An 18,833-nucleotide genomic window follows, 5' to 3' on the forward strand; every position below is an offset into this window, starting at 1 on the left:
TATATCAACATAGAAAAACTAAATTTCACTTTTTCACAATATAGTAGAACAATACTTTCTAACCTTGTATATCGTTATTCTAAAATAATTATCAGCTACCATTCAGTATAGTAAGAGCACAAAAAGCAGGCTGCTTCAGCAGCCTGCTTTTTTCACTTTGTAATTGTATCATCCATCAAACCGGCGGCTATAAGGAAGTTCGCCAGAATTTTGGCCATATGATCTCGCCTTGTATAGCCATTCGGGTCAAAACGGCCATCCTCACGCCCAGATACTATATCAGCCTGATAAACAGCTTCAATTCCTTCTTTCGCCCATGGTGCAAATTGGGCGGCATCCTTGAAATCTGAAGCTTTCTTACTCTCTTCTAACACATTCTTGTTAAAGCCAATGAACGGAATGTCCATAGCACGGCTGATCATGGCAGCGGCCTGTGCCCTTGTAACCCTCTCATTCGGGGCAAAATTCCCATCCTCTTTGCCCTGAATGATGCCCGTTTGAACAGCTGCCATCAATTCACCTTCGCTGTTGAACCATTCAGTCCCTTTTACATCCTTAAAGCGATTGTCATAATCCACAGCCGGAAGGCCGAGGGCGCGGACAAGCAAAACAGTGAATTGTGCCCTGGTCATCTCTTCTAGCGGTGCGTATGTTCCATCTGCTTTTCCTTTAATGATATGTTTGGATGCGAGGGTCTCTATATAATCAGCCGGCCAGCTTTTCCTGTCTACATCCGGGAAGGATACCTTATCTTCTGAAACTGCAAAGACAGTTCCGGCCAATGATTTAAATTCTGCTGTTCTGCCCTTGAACAGTGCTGGTACTGATGAAATGGCACCAGTGCTGTTAAAACGGATGACAGAAGCGGTTTTAGCATTGAATTCTTTGCTGCCTGCCAGCTCATAGTTTAAATAACTGCTGAAGTTTTCCAGCGCCTGCTTCTTCTCTCCAGCTGCCGCTTCTGCAGTAAATTCCATCACCTTTGATGCCAAAGTCAGCTTATTCTTTTCTGCCATTTCTTTAAAAGCAGGTTCAGCTGCTTCATTAACAGAGATGACGATGGATAGATTCTCGACATTAGTCCCCATTTTTTCCGCCAGCTCTGCTGTCTGAATCTGGCTGACTGGCAGGGTAATGCTTGCTTCACCATTCTTTATGCGGATGAATGCATCTTTCTGCTTAGCTGCGGCATCCCTGAAGAGAACTGCAGGAATGCTTGCTGCTGCTGTTTCACCCTTAGCCGTCTTCTCCAGCATGATAGGAATTACTTTCTTTTCCCCATTCAGCATGCTGACAATTCCCGGAACCTGGCTGCTCTGGACAGCAGTGACAATCTCGTTCTGCTTCCGTTCAATCTGCACTGCACCGGATGGAAGAAGAATTTCTCCCGGCTTTTGCTCTGCAGGAGGTGCTGCAGGCGGCTGCGATGGCTGGGCTGGACCCTGGTTCCCATTGTCTCCCCCGCCAGTTCCATTGCCGGTAGTGAATGACCAGATATCTGACAATGCTTCCCCTGAGAATTCATCATTCACCCGGACATACCATCCGTACAGTTTATTGGCCTCCAGGCCGGCCCATCCTGTTTCCGCCGCTTTCTTTCCTGACAGGGTCTGAGTCTCCCCGATCTGGCTGTCTGTATAAACCTTCACTTCAAGCCTGTCAGTGGAGACGACCTTCTCCTTCGGCTCCAATGGAAGATCGATAACAAACTCATCTTTGCCCGGATAAGAATCTGCATCGTAGAAATTATAATCGTTCAGATACGGAGAGTAAGTTTTTACATATATCTTATTTTCTGAAGGATTGACATGCAGGAGACGCATATATCCCTGTCCGCCTTCAGGCCCTCCCTGGTAGTCAGCCAGCATTTGGTACACTTTCCGGTCAGGTGTGCCATCCCCGTCATCATCAATCTCATCAACGAGCGTTTCGCTGTCATGATAATGGCCGCAAAGGACGGCCAGCACGTTTTTATTTGGCTTTACAATTTCTTCAAAGATTTTGTTTCCAAGCGGACTTCTATTGCCCGACACAAGAAGGTATTCATGGAAGTTCAGGAACGCCATCCGGTCCGGATATTGGGCAAGCACATCCTTCAGCCATTCAAGATCAGCATCCTCAACGCCCCAGCCCATATAGACCATAATATAATCATTGCCATTTACACTAATAAGGTCGTAATGACCGCGATTGTCTTTATAAGATCCTCCATAATACGGCTTGTCTGCAAATCTCTCTTCTCCAAAATACTGGGAGTATTGGGTATAATCATTGGTTTTATGATCTACATCATGATTGCCTGCCAGGACCCCGTAAGGTATATCTGCATCTTCGAGCACGTTCATATACTCATCGGCATATGCCCATTGCTGGGGATCTGTGGAAACATCAACCAAATCTCCTGTATGGAAGACATAAGGGATTTTCAGATTCTCCTTGTTGGCATCCACCCAGTCTACCATTTTTTTATAAATATGCGGGTAGCTCTCTGAATAATATTGCGTATCCGACATCCAAACCATTGTATAATCAAATGGCGTTTCTGCTGAAATTTCATCCTGGACCATCACTTGTATCTTTTGGTCCTTCATATATTGTTTGCCCTGCACGGAAGCAGTCAGAGTGAAATCATCCTGATCTGCCACCTTCCACTGCTGGACCTCCCACTTTTCACTATTAAAATTCCAGACATACATGCTGACTTTTCTTCCCAAAAGGGATTTCCCTTCCCAGTCTATCTGGATGATGTCTGTTTCATCTACTTCCGAATCGACCTTAACTTCGAATCGCTGATAAGGGAATTTTTCTACAGATGACGTTGTTACATACTCGCCATCCTTATCGTTCATTTTATCTTCCTCTGCTGCAGCCAGCAAAGTCTCCCCTGCCGGAATCATTTCTGCCGGAGGCTCCCTGTCAGCTGAGTTGGAGAAGACACTTACTTCTGCATCTGCCGGCTTGTATTCAAAGCCTTTGTAAAATCTCACAGACAGATCATCATTAGTAGGGTCGGAAACCTCTACTGACAGCTTCGCATCTGTTTTTACATCTTTTGCCCCGTCTTCGGGAGAAAGTGCCTTCGGCTTGGCAGGATGTTCATCAGCAGTTTTAAACACTACAGATTCTTTACCTGTATTGCCGACCAGGTCGATTGCAGTGATTTCAAAGGTATGTGAGCCCGGATCCAGCTGGGCAGAGCCAGTATCATATGGCAGGGTAACTTCCTTGCCATCAAGAGCGGCTGATACGGAGGTTACCCCGGACCATTCATCTTCTACATCCGCGTCCAGTGTAAAGCTGCCTTTATATTCCTTGCCATTTTCCACAGAAGCCGTGATAAGCGGTGCCGAATTGTCGACAATTACTTTTGAAGAAGCTGAACTATCCCCTTCAGTTGCTGTTATTGTATGCTCGCCCTCTCCGGCTTCAAGGGTATTCCACTTATAAGCTTTGGCAGCGAATTTTTCTTCCGGCACCTCGAAAGAGAAATCATATACAGGCTTGGCAGAGCCTGCGTCTCCGACAGTCAATTCCTTTTCCTTGTCACTGTATGCCGGGTCATATATGACAGTCCCGTCGCTTAGGACAAGTCTGGCATTTTTAATATAAAAGTCATCACGGTTTTCCTCTGATTCCTGATCAAAAGGAGACACCTTTGTGCCTGAGCGGACGGAAATGACAGCCGGTTCATTCAATGAAAGCTTGTCCGGTTCAATAGGAACAGTCATTGTTACATATGAATTGATCGTATCGTCAAATATCTTTAAAACTTCATCACCCATCGTAACGCCATTTTGGAAAAATAAATTTGTCTTTTTAACATCAAATGCAAAGTAGGCCTGTTTTTCCAGCGCTTTATAGGTTTCTGCTGCAACACTCTCTCCATCGATTTTGAGTTTGATATTTTCATAACTGCCCGAAGCAGAGGCTGCTTTAAGAATTGTCTCTTTTGTAACAATAGAGTCATTCTTAACATTCAGGCGCAGTCCTGTTTCTTCTTCTCCGCCTGTTATTTTAATCTCTGCCGGCTCTGACTCGATTGTATGGGTTCCATCTGAAACGAGCGTATAATACTCGACTTTATCTTTTCCAATCAGCTCCGGAGAGTAGATTTTGAAATGATAGAGGCCATCATCATAGCTTGGCTGCAGATCAGCCGATCTGTATGCCCCATTGCTGTCCGTTCTGTAGAAGAGGCGCATTGTTTTTACATCCTGGTCATCTGCGGCGGCAAACAGGAGCTGCAGATCTTCCTTCTCGTTTACTTCTGTGATACTGGAAAGATCCTCAATGGCCGGTGCTTTTGTGTCTTCCTTAAGCTCTGCCTTTGCTGCCGGGACCTGGGTCTTCATGACCGCACCAGGGGTTGCATTGTCTGCCCCCGCACTGATTTTGACCATATTGGTTGTTTTATCAGTAGGAAATGCATAGAATATGCCCTTATTGGCAGCAGTATCCTTCTTATTCGGCTCATCATTATAGAAGGACGCTGCTATTTCCCGGCCGGTATTAGTCGCAATGATAATGCCCCTGTCCCCTGTATTGGCCATCCCATTGGAAACCATTTTAAAGAGATTCTTATTTTCTTCGAGATTGGAAAAGTAATTGCTGTTAAAGTCTTTTGCTGTTTTATCAGTATTTCCTGTGTTGATAATCCAGAAAACAACAGCTTCACCTGAAGGTATAATAATATCCTCTTTTTCCGGCCCCCAGATCAAGTCTGCTTCGGGCCCTTCCATCGGATAGCGGTAGCGGATTTTATAATCCTTAAAGTTAATAGGTTTATCTGTATTGTTATATACTTCAATAAATTCATAGCCATCAAGAGCATTCACATTGGTAGAATCAGGTACAACCTCAGTAATGAGCAGCGGCGGCACTTCATTCTTTGCGTATTGGGCCGGTGTGATATTTGCTAGAGCCTCACCGGTGCTGCTGGAGTTGATTCCGTCGGTTGCTTCTATTTTGTAGACAATCTGTTTTGACCGCAGATCCGCTTCAGGGATGACTGCTTCATAAACATTTTCAGCTTGCCCGCTTACAAGCATTTTGACCGTTTTCCATTCAGCTGCTTCTGCAGCCCGGTAAGAGAGGGAAACAGCCTGCACTTCTGTGTTATCTGTAACGGTTGCTGAAATCACCGCATCCTGTCCGCCTTCAATTTCAGTCTGTACTTCATGGGTAATGACTGGAGCTTCACTGTCATCTGACAGCTTCACCGGTTCTGAAGGTACCTGTCCAGGCAGAACTGACCCTGGTGCTGCTTTTTCGCTGATTCCAGCCTTCACCATATCTCTGCCGGCTGCTGGAGTTTTATAAGTGATGCCGCTATTCTGGTATACATCAGTACTGCTGTTATTATAGGACGCTTGCGCAATCTCTGTGCCAAGATCATCGGCTATGATCAGCGTGCGTTCCGATCCGTTTGCCATCCCATCATTATGGATTTCAATGACCTGGCTGGCATCCAGGCTGGTGCCGTAATTCTCATTGAAGCTTTCCAGCCCGGTTTCATCATTGGCCCCATTTTTGATCCAGACCACGGCAGAACTCTGCGGCTCTACCATTTTATCTTCAGCAAGATCCCAATTTAGCTGGGTATTATTCGGGTATCGGTAAATGATTTGATAATCTTTCAGGTTTATTGCCTGATCGGCATTATTATAGATTTCAATAAACTCGTACCCATCCTTGCCATTAACATCTGCAGTATCAGGAGTGATTTCCGTGATCATCAGCCTTGGCTTTGACTGGGGTTCCGTTTCTTGAACAGTTTCTATCTTTGTTTGAACAGGCATTGATTTATCTGCCGGAAAGGCAGTTGTATTCATTCCATCTGCTGCCTCAATATAATAGGAAAGTGTACCGCCCAAATAGTCGGCAGCCGGTATTGCCGCTGCATATGTATTGTCACCATTTTTAACAAGAGGGACAGACTTCCACTTCATGCTTGCATGGCTCTGATAATAAACCACGGCCGTCAGCAGCTCCTGGTCATCCTCTATAACTGCTTCAATCTGCAGATCCATGCTGCCTTCCACCGTTTCGGCAGGAGTATGGGTGATGACTGGAGCCGTATTATTTTCTCCCTCTGGCACGGAAATTTGACCAGCACTAATTATTCCCGGTGAAGGTGCTCCTTTAATCTGAAATGGGAGCATTTCTGCTGATTCCGGCTGGCTTTTAAAATGCTTAGAGAGCCCTTCTCCTGTTTCATCCCTAACATAGCTGGCAAAAGAAACCTTGGCATTCTGGCCGTCGACAATTTTTATTCCCCTATTGCCAGTGTTGGCCATCCCTGTGAATCCGCTTCCTGTGAACTCAAGAATTGCTTCATCCGGCAGCTCAGCTTCATAATGGTCCCGGAAATCCTCTTTGGTTTTGGAACTTTTGTTATACCAGAGAACGACGGTTTCATTCGGCTTCAGTACATACTCTCCAAAAGATAAAGGCAAATCTCCGCCCTTCCCGTCTGTATATACATAGTAAAACTGAAAGTCTTTAAGGTTTATCTCCTGAGCTGTTGGATTATGCAGCTCAAAATACTCATAATCCTCTGCCCCCTTAATGTCAGGAGCAATTTCCGTAATCAGCAGCCGATCAAGCTTCAGCGCTTCCTCTGCCTGAACTGCCGACGAAAAAGGCGCCAGCATGCCGCCCGTAAGCATTGAACTCATCAGCAAATGACCAAATTTCGATCTCTTTTTCCCCATCCCTCAACAAACCTCCCCAAATTTCTCTCAATCCAATTGTAAAAATGGAACATGAAGGAATTGTTGGAAAATTGTAAAGATAGAGTAAAGTGGTTAAAGTGGTGACAGGCACCTCCCGATATTTGAAGATTTTTGTCGAAAAAAAAGAAACGCCATACCGGAAGGGTAGACGTTTCTTGGTTCTATGTATGTTCCTGTTGTTCTTAAGTAAAAATTTCAATCAGTTTCTGTTATATTTTCCTGCCTGGTCCAAAAATCATGTTCTCCTCTAAAAAAGCTCTCTACTTCTCCCAAGGTCAAACCAACATTTCTTGCTTCCAGCAATAATTCGATCCACTCTTTTTCTACTTCATTACTCATACCCATAACCGTTTCCCCTATTGCGGCAGCCCAGCCGTCTTAACCATACATGGCCTTAGACCTGAGGCTTTGCGCCCTTATCTTTCAATAAGTTTGCATTTCACAGAAATGTAGTACAGGTATAAAGTACCCCGTAAAATGAAAAAATAACCATTTTTTTTACGACAGAAACCTACATAGATTTGTCGAATTCTTGAAGCTAATCTTCAAGAACTTCTATTATTCTCTTTTGATTTCCCAGTTGTATAAATGAATGAACACAACAGCAAGAAAGCGAAGGAATTTTCCCTTCGCTTTTTTTTAATGCTACACTACAGCAGCATGTTGCCCGCTATATGATGGCTGCTGATGCTCGAGCTTCCTGCCTGCTGCCTTAAGATTGGCCAGGCATTCTCTCCGCAGGCTGTCCGTGCAAATAAAATTATATTTTAGCTCCCGCTCCAATTGAGAAAAGCTGGCTGATAGATTCTTCCCGCTTTCAACAGCTTTTCTTAACTGCTCCTCAAAAAATTCTTCCGTACCAAAAAAATACATGATTATGCACCCTTTCCTTTCAGTTACTATGCCAAAAGGTTCGGCCGATTAGCTCTGAAAGGACTAAGTATTAAATCCAAAGCTATCCACTTTATCACCCTGGCAGCCCGACTATCGTAGCTTACGCCTTAGATTCGCGGCTTTGCGTCCTTATTTTTCAATAAGTTTGCCTTTTTCAATTTTCATACTATTATCATATTACTTTTGTCCCCTTTTATCAATTGCTGCTGCTAAATTTGTAGCTTTTTTATATCAAAAAAATGTTTATTTTTTCCTAATAACAGGGAGTTCCCTGCCGATAATAATGTAAATGGCTTTTGCCAGAATGAATTTTCGGAGGGCAACATGAAAACGACTAAACGAGGAATAAGCTATAAGTCGATTAAATCAGCCAATCCTGATGCAGAGACTCTTGTCCTCACACATGGACTGGGTCTGGACAGCACTGTATGGAACCTTATTCTTCCTCAGTTAGCAGATTATCATATTCTACTATTTGACTTTAGGGGGCACGGATACAGCAGTGCTGCAGATGGATCTTTAACCTGGGATATACTGAATGAGGATTTTGAATCAGTACTGGACGAGGCAGGGTGCTCCTCTTTTCATCTTATCGGTCAGGGCTTGGGGGCTTATTTCGGCTCACAGTGGCAGGACCAGCATCCTGACAGCATCCTGTCGTTCATTGTCTTTTCCACGCCAGCCATCAATTTGGCCGATTGCATAAGAAAATCACCTTCAGAGAAAAACTTGCCGCTAATTGATAAAGAGGGGCTGGCAGATTTTTGGATCACACATCTTCTTTATAAATCGATCGGCCCCAATTCTTTTCTTATAAGAGATGCTTGCTCAAGGCTTGATTTGCCATCTTATTTTTTGGCAAGGGAGTTGATCTCCGGTTCTTCAATTATTCATTTTAAACATATGGATATACCAGCCTTGTTTTTAGCCGGGGAATTTGATCACTTTTATCCGGCCTCCGTTGTCATGCTGAGCAGCGATTATATCAGAAAAAGCAGAAAATACATCATTCCTTCAGCATCCCATTTAATACAGCTGGATCAGCCTGAATTGACACTATCCAAATGCCGGGAGTTTCTGGCCGATCCGGCAGTAATGGCGGAAGTGAAGCCCGATTCGGGAAGCTCTTATACGCAAAAGCTGCTTCTCCAATTGGAGGCAGCTTTTGAGACGCCTCCTCCAAATGAAGATAAGATTGAAGTTTTTATGCTTGATGAGTTTAAAGTGACAGCAGGAAATACGATAATTGAAGGAAAATGGAATCAGCGCAAGGCGAAAGAAATTCTCGCTTACCTGTGCCTGCATGGACCAGTTTCCAGGAATATCATTGCGGAGGTCTTCTGGCCTTCCCTGCCTGTAGCCAATGCCCAGAACCAGCTGCGCGTCAGTTTGACGCACCTGCGTAAAATTTTTCAAAGCGGCGGGATTCCTGACCCCTTTACGATTGAAAACAACATCATCTCCATAAATAGAGCCATAGAAATCGACGCCCTGAAATTTTTCCACCTGTTGAATCAGGCGCTCGAAACAGAAAACTGGGCTGATATAAAGCTATTAAAATCAAAGGTATCAGGCAAAATTCCGCCGAAGCTTATGCCGCAGTTCAAAGCCAAATGGGCAGATGACTACAGGAGGGACTTAGAGCTCTCCATCATCAGACTGCTCAATCTAACTTATAAGAAGCATATGCACATGAGGGAAATTTCTGAAGCATTAAATGATATGCAGCTGCTCCTGAAGCTGGTTTCAGAGGATACAAAGCTATATAAGGAAATCAGCGATCTATACCAGAAAGTCAGTATGGCTCCTATTGAAATCTGGGAACCTGCTTAAAACTCCAGAAGATTAGACTAAGCAATTATAAAAAGAAAGGACAGCGGCAAATTAGATTGCCGCTGTCCTTTCTTTTTTCAGCTTTCAACCTTAAATTTTTGAAGCAGCCCATTAAGGTTTGCCGCAATATCATTAAGGGCTTCCGATTCTTCTTTGACTGTCTCCATATCCGCAGTTTGGCCGTCAACATGGCTGACAACTTCCACCAGCCGTTCATTGACATGCTGGAATTGAGAGGATAATTCTTCAACACTTGCTGCCACCTCTTCACTTCCTGCTGCCATTTGTTCACTGACCGCCGATATTTCCTGGATGCGCCCGTTCACGTTATCTACAGATCCCAATATGTTTTCAAAGGATTGTACAACAGCCTCGATGGATAGCTTGCCGCCTATTACATCCTGATTGGTCTTTTTCATCGCAGCGGATGTGGCATCCGCATCCCCCTGGAGCTGCTGGATGATGGCTGATATGTTGGAGGCAGACTGATTGGTCTGGCTGGCCAGATTCCCTACTTCATGGGCGACAACCGCAAACCCCTTCCCATGCTCCCCGGCCCTGGCCGCTTCTATGCTTGCATTCAGTGCCAGCAGATTTGTCTGCCCGGCAATGTCCGATATTTCCTTCGTTATAACGGCAATTCTTTTTGAACCTTCAAGGAAGCTGCTAATGGCCTCTTCAAGTGAATTGAAGGACTGGTCGATACCATGCATTTTTTCAGCAGCCTCAAGCACCTGATGCTTTCCTGAAATGGCAAGGCTGGCCGTTTCTGCTGAAGCCTGATTGACTAGGCTTGAGGTTTCAGCTGTGTTGCTGACGCCTACCGACATCTCATCCATCGTGACAGCAACTTCATTGGCTGATTGCAGCTGCTGATAGACAGTCTGCTGAAATTCCATGATCTGCTTTTTGATTCCCTGGAGGCTCTCATTCGTCTCTGCGACTCTTTGCTCTAATGAACCTGAGGACCTGGATACAGTACCTCCCGTATCCTTGACACGGGCAATGAGCTCCTGAAGGCCGGCTCTCATATGCTCAAGCGGTGCACTGATGCTTTTCAGCGGTCCCAGCTGCTTAATGTCAGCCGGCTTTGACAGGTCTCCCTTGCTCACCCGCTCCACAAAACGCTGGATTTCATTGAACGGCTTTGCATACGAAGCAAAATTAATAAATCCTGATAGGACAAATGCTATGATGATCAATCCCAGCAAAGCAGCTGATTCTGCCGAGATCACCGGCTTTTTGAAAATCAGTGAATAGATGGCTATGATGATCATGCCTGAGACAGCAGCCTGCATGGCCACATTCAGCATATAAACCATTATTTTTTTAATGACATCGTTCTTTTTATTCCCCATTATACTCCCCTGTTCCCATTTTCATATAGTTCCTTTAATGGATATATCGGTATAACAGCAGAGAAATTTAGCTTCATACAAAAAAAGGCAGCTGACGATATCAATATTTTTCACAAGGCTGCAACTGATAACCATTTTGTTAAGTATTTTAACGTAATGCGTTATTGCCAGGAGCAGATCACTGAAAAATTTTCCCAACTTTATTTAATTGTAACTTTTTACCTATTATTGTATGATGATACCAAAGACCCACTAACCCCTCGTCAACCGCACCCTGCTATTAATCAAACGTTTGATTAATAGAATATTCTTACACTTATTTCCCTTTGCTGGTATACTATTCCTACGGGAAAAGTAGGAGGTAAAAGCATGAGAACCGGAGCGCTTATCAAATATTACCGGACAAAAAAAGGGATGACCCAGAGGGAATTGGCCCAAGGCGTCTGCTCCATCTCCCACCTTAGCAAAATAGAAAACAACTCCAAAGAAGCCCATGATGGCACGATTGATTTATTGCTGAACAAGCTTGGGATCACTTTACAGCAGGCAGAAGATAAGCAGGAACAGATCGGGAGCATGATCGAGGATTTTATCACCAAGCTAATCTACTATCAGAAGGAACAGGCAGAAGCAGCATTCCAAACCCTGTCTAAAGCAGAAGAGCTGATCACCTTTACTCCTTACATAAACTACTATTCTCTCTGGAAATACCGCTACCTTATCTTCATCGGAGATATAAATGGAGCTGCGGCTCAGAGAGAGCATCTAGGCAAAATAAAAAAGAATTTTTCCCAACATGAAACCTATTTATACAGCTACTTCTATGCGTTATCTTTAATACAGACAGGTCAGCTGGAAAAAGCAGACAATATCCTCAGCACCCTGATTGAGGATAAAGTGAAGGAAAGCGCCATCGGAGCCGGGGATTTGTTTTACCATTACGGACTTGTCAAAAGCATGAAGGAAGAGTCGGGGGCAGCCGTCCACTATGGAAAGAAAGCACTGGGACATTTTTCAGACCAGTTCAATTTCAAGCGGATTCTGCACACTCTGATGCTGCTGGGCATCAATTATACCCACGCAGGCATTTATCATGAGGCAGCCGAGTGCTTCAGGCATCTGCTCAGGAATATTGAGGCGCTGAAGATCGAGACAGCCCTGCTGCCGCAGATTTATCATAATATGGGCTATCTGTACAGAAGGACCGATGACCTGAAGAAGGCATCATTGTATTACAAAAAAAGCCTGGCCCTTCATCCGGTTGATTCGTCCAACTATTTAATCAGTCTGTATTCGTATGCCGAGACTCTTCACAAGCTCGGCGACAACAGCAGAAAGCATTTTGAAAAACTGAAACTGCTTGCACAGAAAGCCAGCTCCAGAAAGTATGAGCTGATGTCCCATTATCACCTCACCAGTTTTGCGGATGAAAGCAAGGCTGTAGAGTTTTTGCAGGAAAGGCTCCTGCCTTTTCTTGAAAAGACCGACGAGCACGAGAATGAGCTGGAGGAATTTTATCAGGTGCTTGCAAGGCATCTGATTCATCATGGCGAGTACGAAAAGGCCATCCAATATATCTCAAAGTACAGGGAGGAATTACAGTAAAATGAAGAAAAAATATCTTTTTCTGCTGATTGCCGCTTTTGGTTTCCTGGTCCATTATGGTGATGCAGCTCCCCCGGACGCTAAAAGTTCCTTTGCTGCATCTGAAATTCCTGATGACCGTCCCATTCAGCCTCCTTTGAAGGAAGACAGCTGATACCCCCTCTACTATCTTCCGCACGCATATCCCTCAAGTCACAGGAAAAGAGCTGCTTCTCACTGGAAGCAGCTCTTCTTCTGGTTAAAGAACTAACCCGTATTCGGCTTTTAATAGACCCCTACATTGTCCCAGGCAGTCCTGACTGCATTATAAGCTGAGCTTCCGCTTCCATATAAGTCAGCGGCAGACTGCAGGAGCGCTGCGCGCGCATAGCTGAAATTGCTCGTCGGCGTCAGATAGACAGTCAGGGCACGGTAGTAGATTTTTTCGGCCTGGGCCTTGCCGATGCTGCTGATTGTATAGTAGGCAGCTTTATTCGGGATTCCGCTGTTGATATGGACGCCTCCATTATCGGAGCTTGTGTTCACATACTGGTTCATATGCTCAGGCTGCCCGTACAATGTCGGGTTGGACATGCTGCGGAGGGCATCGCCGGAACGTCCAGGTGTGTAAACATCCTCACCCATCAGGAAGTCGCCCGGATCAAGGAAATATCCAAACACATCGGAGAAGGACTCGTTCAGTGCCCCGGACTGATACTGGTACTGCAGATTGGCCGTCCTTTCAGTGACCGCGTGGGTGATTTCATGGGCCACTACATCAAGGGCTCCAGAGAGAGAGGTAAATTGGGAGCCATCACCGTCTCCATACACCATCTGCGAACCGTTCCAGAACGCATTATTATAGCGTGATCCGTAATGGACCGTTGATCGGATGGTTGCCCCGTTATTGTCGAAGCTGTTGCGGTTATGTGTGTTTTTAAAATAATCATAGACTTTTCCGGCATAATAATGCGCATCCACATCCGCCCTCTGATTGGTCGCAGTCCATGCATTATTGCTGTCGGCAGAACGCGAGCCTGGCAGGGAGGATCCGTTATTGGCAGTGAAGGTCTCAATGACTCCATTCATTGGCTTTGTAACATCATATAAGTAATAAGTTCCGCCTGAAGAATAAGTATTCAATGTTTTGGAGCCGCCGGTCACGCCTGTGCCTGTCCCTGTTGCAGCCGCATCTGCCACAGCATTATAGGCTTCGACAATATGGCCGCTCTTCGCGTCGACGAAGATCTGCCAGTTCGCCCCATACGGCTCGATGAACTGCAGCTGGACCTTGTAAGCGAGCGTATACACCCCGTCCTTTTCATGGATCACAAGGTCATTTTTCACATGCGTATTTTTCACTTCACTCTTTTTGCCGGCTTTCTGCAGGTCAGCGGGCACAGCCTGTTCGCTGCCTTTTGTATCCTCTTCTGTCAGATTGATATTTTTCCAGGCAAGATCAGCTGCTTCTTTTTTGCTGATGGCTGCTTTTGTATCAGTTATTTTTTCTGATGCATCAGCATATAATTGTCCTGTCGCAGCCGTTACATCACTATTTTTATCTGTATGGACCTTGAAAATAGCTCCTTCCACCGGGATCCCATTAATAGACTGGGAGAATTTATAATGCTTCATTCCAAGGTCATCTGTTTCAGCATCCAACAGTATGAGCTCCTTGAAAGGATCTACTTTGAATAAATCTTTATTATCTTTGAGGAATTTTTTTATATCATCATCATTTTTGGCTTTGTTTTTTGATAGCTTGCCGGCCAAAAATTTTGGGGCATGCTTCTCTTTTTGATCAAGCTTTTGCTGCAGCTCCATTTGATTGAGCAATTTTTCTGAAGGAGATAAACCGTAGGCAGTGGCTGCCGGAAATGCGGCACTGAGAGCTAAGGAAGTTCCGAGTACGAGCGTTGCTAACTTTTTTGTCATTTTAATATCCCCTTTGGCTATTTTTAGGACTAGCTAATCCATATCTACACGTGTTAAGGATAAGTGTAGCCAGCGAGCAGGCTAATCACAATAAATCTATATACCCAGCAGGCCCAAAAAGGATAAATGAAGGAGTCTGATAGAGAAATGGGCAAAAACTTTCCCAATCTCCTTGATGTTTAACAGCAGGCATAATAAGGACATTCTTCCCGCGAAGTTGCTATCTTCCTTATAAAAATGATGAAATCATTTCTAGTAACTTTTTATTTTCCCAATAAGATTACTCTGAATATTCAGTTCACACACCGTACCAGAGTGCATATTTGCCTGGGTTAATAGATACTCACTTTTAACAAATTATGCTAACAGACAATTACCTTTGTAATATCTTTGAAATATTTTTACACTTCTGTAAACCTTTAAGCTGTCCCATCCGTCTAAAAAGGAAAAAGGAGGCAAACACATGAAAAAAATCTACTCGGTAATCTTTATGGCTTTATTCCTTGCTACAGCAGGAGCCTTTTATATGGAGGGCGCACCGCAGGATGCCACTGCATCTGATAAAAAAGCGGAAGAAGTACAGAGTGAGAAGCAGGAAGAAACCGTTAATCCCACTCAAGAAGTAAATGAAACTGTAACTGCAAAAGAGGAATCTTCCAAGGACAAAAAAGAGCAGCTGACGGAGCCGGCAGAAAAGGTGGTTGAGCCTTCTCAAGAGCCAGCAATAGAAGAGGAAGCAGCTCCAACTAAATCTAAAGAACAAGACACCATTAAAATCGGGGATAATATTTATGTCAACATAATGGATAGAGAAAAATTTGCTCATATGAGCAGGACTGCTTCAAAATATGGAGCCACATTATATGCCTTGCCAAATTCTGATCTTTTCGTCATTGCCAAAGATGGAGAGCCGATTGTCTATATGAGTACAGGAGTCAAAAGCGCTCCTGTTGCCTATGTAAATCTGCTGGCTGAATTATTTGCTGAAGGCTATGATGAATACAAACGACTTTCTGAAAACATCCTATTTTCTGCTGAAACTGGAGCTAAGGTCTCGGTTGACTTTGGGGATTATATAGCTTATGGAATTGATGTAAAAGACGGCTGGATAAGAGTTTCCTGGTAATTTTGCTGAGATATCCGTTTTTAGGAATCGGCGCAAAAAAACCGGCTCCCAGTCTCGGGCAGCCGGTTAATATTATTTATAGACCTTAACAGTGATCGTTTTATTTCCCCACTGAAGGGCACGCTGTTTATTAGGGATAAAGACATCAATTTTATTTCCTTTAACAGCTGAGCCTTTGTCCGCTGCAATGGCCATGCCATAACCGGGAACATATACTTTGGATCCCAGCGGAATGATTCTTGGATCAACAGAAATAGCCTTGATGTTTGGATTTTTTTTCAGGTTTAATCCGGTATACGTAATTCCGCTGCAGCCTTTGCAGCTTGCTGTATATGCGGTAGCTTTCACTTTTATTTCTTTGTAGGCAGCAGCAGGAGCTTTTGCAGTTTTTGCACTTTTTACTGCTGTACCTGCTGTTTTAAGCGTTTGATTTATCTTTATATGATCTGAAGTCAGTTTGTTCCAGGTTTTTAACTGCTGTACTGTTACATGATGTTTCTTGGAGATTGACCAGAGGGTGTCTCCCTTTTTTACCTGATATGTAGTTCCAGAGGCGAAAGTGGCGTTTGAAAATCCGAAAAGCAATAGCAATGCTGCACTTACATTTAATAATAGTTTCTTCAAAACGTACTCTCCTTTGTCTTCTATCATAGGAACATGTTAACAGTTTAAGATAACAATAATGTTTCAATAGCTTTCTATTTATATTACAAAACAATTCATTTAAACGTTTTTTTGTAATATAACAGAAAAACAGCTTATTTTCCCAAAAGAAAAAGGAGTTTTTCAACTCCTTTTCTGTTTATGTAATTAAAATAATTGCCCCGGCTTGAGCCTGCCCTTTTGCAGTAAGTTTCTTCGCTTCTTCACTCTCCAGGCGTCTATTATGATGATAAGAATAAGGGTTCCTGAAAAGATCGCTCCCTTTCCTTCTACCAGGTTAAATACCAGGGCAACCCATCCTTCACTAATTAAAGTGACTATGGATGTAAACAGCATGATCATCGCGTAAATAATCAGGATTATTTCTGCCAGAGTCAATGCCCTCATTTTTTCAACCTCCCAGGTATATAAAAATACACTAACTCTTACCCTATGACCAGTGGTATAAAACCTGGCCCCTTTTTCTTAGAAAACATACTTTGAGTCAAAAGGAATGATGCAGATTAAAAACGTCATAGCATTACCTCCGTCTTTTGGGTGCAGAGGAGATCCACCGGATGCTTTTGCGGCATCGCGGGGGCGGGGCTCAGCTGCTGTAAACGGATCAGAAATTTATGATTTTTCACAGGCATTTATTTCCCCGACTAAAATAGGACTGCCTATTCAGCAGGCAGCCCCTTCAACTTCATATATCATTGCATGACAGAATATGACAAACTTTTCAACTGTTCGTAGGCTTCCATATAATAAGGAGTTCCATACTGGATCATCCTGTCTACCATGCCAATCCCCTGATAGAAAATAAGACTCTGCCCCGGAAGGCCATAACGATGTGACATCTCAATGTATTTCTTAAAGTTAACGAGACCTGCCTCAATTTGATGCGGGCCATATTGATCGATTTCAATATTAATACCGCTTCCGTAAATTTGGGCATTAAGAAATGCCCGGTGAAGCCGTTGGTCTGCATCTGTCAGTTTAAGGCGGAACGCATTTGGCTGAAGGAAGGCCCCATCAAACCCGTATGTTTCCCATCGTTCAAAATTAGTAGATAAAGCATGCGGCGAATAGATCAGGAACTTATCTTTTTGATGTATCCTGGCAGAAATTTGTTCTACAAGCGGTCCATCCTGAGGATAGCCCATTGTTTCACTCATCCAATAGTATCCTTTAAAAGTAAGATTGGAAAAGCCTCTTTCCTCCCAGACAGCTTCAACAGCTTCCATATACCACGCCGCCATTTTCTCCCGCTCATCTGGGGTGTTCTTCAGCACTTCTCCATCAAGTCCAATAATATCTTCCAGAAGCTTCGGATAAGGAATCGCTAAATAGACATTGGCCTTTTTCTGCAGCTGTGCAGATGAAGCATTCAAAGCCTCAAGGACTCCATTCTCAGAAAAAGTTTGATCAATATACCATTGGAAGTCTGAGTAATTGGCGTAGTTTTTAGAAGATCCCAGCTCGCCCCCAGGATAGCTTCTTCCAAGTATGATAAATGTATCAAACAAAGTTTGGTTTGTACCCCCCGGTGTTAAATAGGGTTTGAAATAATTGGCGGTAAAGTCTGTGTTCTGTTCTGCCCCATTATAAATGAGTACTCCGTTCCTGATTCCAGTTTCACTAAGAAGTCCAGTATGATCTGAAAAGGATTGAAGTGTATTGTCAGCTGGATGAACAGTCCCATCAGGATATTGCATGGCCAGATTGATGGCCTCTTCTGCAGATCTGACAGTATGTTTAACCTCCCCTGACGCTTTCACATTGTATTCAAGCGGCTTGGTATAGATCCTCGAAAGAAACACGGCGAATTGAAGACGGTCAACAGTCAGATCCGGCTTAAAAGTGCCGTCCCCATAACCGGTTGTCACTTTATACTCGGCAATCGCATCTACGAATGGATAGTAGGGATCATGGGGTGGCAGATCTTTAAAACTGGATTTTCCAGAACCTATGTATTCAAATCCCACAGCCAATGCCATGGCCATATCTTTTCTTGTTAATGGTTTTGACGGATCGAATTTATTGTCGGTCAGTGAAAACATGCCTTTATCAAGCACAGCCAAAACCTCATTATAACCCCTTGTAGAAGGGTTCATATCGGCAGGAATCACCTGCGGTTCTGCCGGGGCTTCCAGGTTCATTGCCCGGACAAGCATGATGGCTGCGTCATTCCTCGTAATAGAAGCACTCGGGCTGAACTTCCCTAAATGACCTTTGATTACTTCTTTATCAGACAAAAACTTGATGTCCTGGTAAGCCCAATGGTAGCGTGACACATCACTGAACTCATTGGCCTTAACAAGTGCAGGCGACAAAAATACTAGCAGCAACATTAGAATACTGGACGAATAGATTGATAGTTTTTTCATAGTAATACCTCTGATGACCATTGCCTCCATTTTTCTACATATTTACAGATATATCTTTTATCGTCAGCAACCTGCCCATTTTTACAAAAATAGCAAAATATGCTTAAAAAGTTCTGCACATCCATTTTATACTAGAAATTACCATTCTGGAAGGTTTTTTGGTGACATTTCGGGTGACAGGCACCTATACCAGTACAACGCTCTCTCGGTCCAATCCCTGTAGAACCCACTCCTGACAGTTGCTGATTTAAAGGCATCTTTCAAATAAAAAAACGGAAAATGTTTTATTTTTTCCGTCCAAATGGTGACAGGCACCTATACCACTTTTTTCAAAAAT

General features: G+C 43.8%; 12 protein-coding genes and 2 riboswitches. Of the genes, 4 read left to right on the plus strand and 8 right to left on the minus strand.

What is annotated here, in order from left to right:
- Window positions 1-152: 152 nt before the first annotated feature.
- The 3 genes from FZD51_RS07170 to FZD51_RS07180 form a co-directional block, all read right to left on the minus strand.
- On the minus strand, window positions 153-6,713 hold the full coding sequence (locus FZD51_RS07170) for an S-layer homology domain-containing protein (RefSeq protein WP_148974119.1): 6,561 nt from the start codon (window positions 6,711-6,713) through the stop codon (window positions 153-155).
- A gap of 216 nt (window positions 6,714-6,929) precedes the next feature.
- A complete protein-coding gene (sinI, locus tag FZD51_RS07175) occupies window positions 6,930-7,079 on the minus strand; it encodes a DNA-binding anti-repressor SinI (protein ID WP_224949511.1) in 150 nt (49 codons plus the stop codon).
- A 15-nt stretch (window positions 7,080-7,094) separates the two neighbouring features.
- Window positions 7,095-7,181: riboswitch (cyclic di-GMP riboswitch) on the minus strand.
- Window positions 7,182-7,379: 198 nt separating this feature from the next.
- Window positions 7,380-7,607 (minus strand): hypothetical protein, encoded by a 228-nt coding sequence (locus tag FZD51_RS07180; protein ID WP_148974120.1) that lies wholly within the window; start codon window positions 7,605-7,607, stop codon window positions 7,380-7,382.
- Between the two features lie 98 nt (window positions 7,608-7,705).
- A riboswitch (cyclic di-GMP riboswitch) is annotated at window positions 7,706-7,788 on the minus strand.
- 164 nt (window positions 7,789-7,952) lie between these two features.
- On the opposite strand from FZD51_RS07180, the gene FZD51_RS07185 reads away from it, so the two are divergent.
- Window positions 7,953-9,461 carry an alpha/beta hydrolase gene (locus FZD51_RS07185; RefSeq protein WP_148974121.1) on the plus strand — a complete coding sequence of 503 codons (1,509 nt, stop codon included), beginning with the start codon at window positions 7,953-7,955 and terminating at the stop codon, window positions 9,459-9,461.
- 77 nt (window positions 9,462-9,538) lie between these two features.
- Here the strand turns inward: FZD51_RS07185 and FZD51_RS07190 are convergent, their stop codons facing one another.
- Window positions 9,539-10,819 (minus strand): methyl-accepting chemotaxis protein, encoded by a 1,281-nt coding sequence (locus FZD51_RS07190; protein WP_148974122.1) that lies wholly within the window; start codon window positions 10,817-10,819, stop codon window positions 9,539-9,541.
- A gap of 369 nt (window positions 10,820-11,188) precedes the next feature.
- Between FZD51_RS07190 and FZD51_RS07195 the strand changes: the two genes are divergently transcribed.
- Both FZD51_RS07195 and FZD51_RS26075 read left to right on the plus strand, forming a co-directional pair.
- On the plus strand, window positions 11,189-12,424 hold the full coding sequence (locus FZD51_RS07195) for a helix-turn-helix domain-containing protein (protein ID WP_148974123.1): 1,236 nt from the start codon (window positions 11,189-11,191) through the stop codon (window positions 12,422-12,424).
- 1 nt (window position 12,425) lies between these two features.
- On the plus strand, window positions 12,426-12,578 hold the full coding sequence (locus FZD51_RS26075; protein WP_187445656.1) for a hypothetical protein: 153 nt from the start codon (window positions 12,426-12,428) through the stop codon (window positions 12,576-12,578).
- A 110-nt stretch (window positions 12,579-12,688) separates the two neighbouring features.
- Here the strand turns inward: FZD51_RS26075 and FZD51_RS07200 are convergent, their stop codons facing one another.
- Window positions 12,689-14,338, minus strand: coding sequence for a M4 family metallopeptidase (locus FZD51_RS07200; RefSeq protein ID WP_148974124.1), 1,650 nt, complete (start codon window positions 14,336-14,338; stop codon window positions 12,689-12,691).
- A 463-nt stretch (window positions 14,339-14,801) separates the two neighbouring features.
- On the opposite strand from FZD51_RS07200, the gene FZD51_RS07205 reads away from it, so the two are divergent.
- On the plus strand, window positions 14,802-15,464 hold the full coding sequence (locus FZD51_RS07205; RefSeq protein ID WP_148974125.1) for a hypothetical protein: 663 nt from the start codon (window positions 14,802-14,804) through the stop codon (window positions 15,462-15,464).
- 72 nt (window positions 15,465-15,536) lie between these two features.
- On the opposite strand, the gene FZD51_RS07210 is transcribed toward FZD51_RS07205, so the two are convergent.
- The 3 genes from FZD51_RS07210 to FZD51_RS07220 form a co-directional block, all read right to left on the minus strand.
- Complete coding sequence (locus FZD51_RS07210; protein WP_148974126.1) at window positions 15,537-16,088, minus strand: 3D domain-containing protein; 552 nt, start codon at window positions 16,086-16,088, stop codon at window positions 15,537-15,539.
- Between the two features lie 186 nt (window positions 16,089-16,274).
- Entirely contained in the window at window positions 16,275-16,514 is a 240-nt protein-coding gene (locus FZD51_RS07215) for a hypothetical protein (RefSeq protein ID WP_148974127.1), read from the minus strand.
- 305 nt (window positions 16,515-16,819) lie between these two features.
- Window positions 16,820-18,496: a DUF4855 domain-containing protein gene (locus FZD51_RS07220; RefSeq protein ID WP_187445657.1), complete on the minus strand. Its 1,677-nt coding sequence runs from the start codon at window positions 18,494-18,496 to the stop codon at window positions 16,820-16,822.
- Window positions 18,497-18,833: the final 337 nt, after the last annotated feature.

The organism is Bacillus infantis, assembly GCF_008180445.1.
GTDB lineage: Bacteria > Bacillota > Bacilli > Bacillales > Cytobacillaceae > Bacillus_AB > Bacillus_AB infantis_B.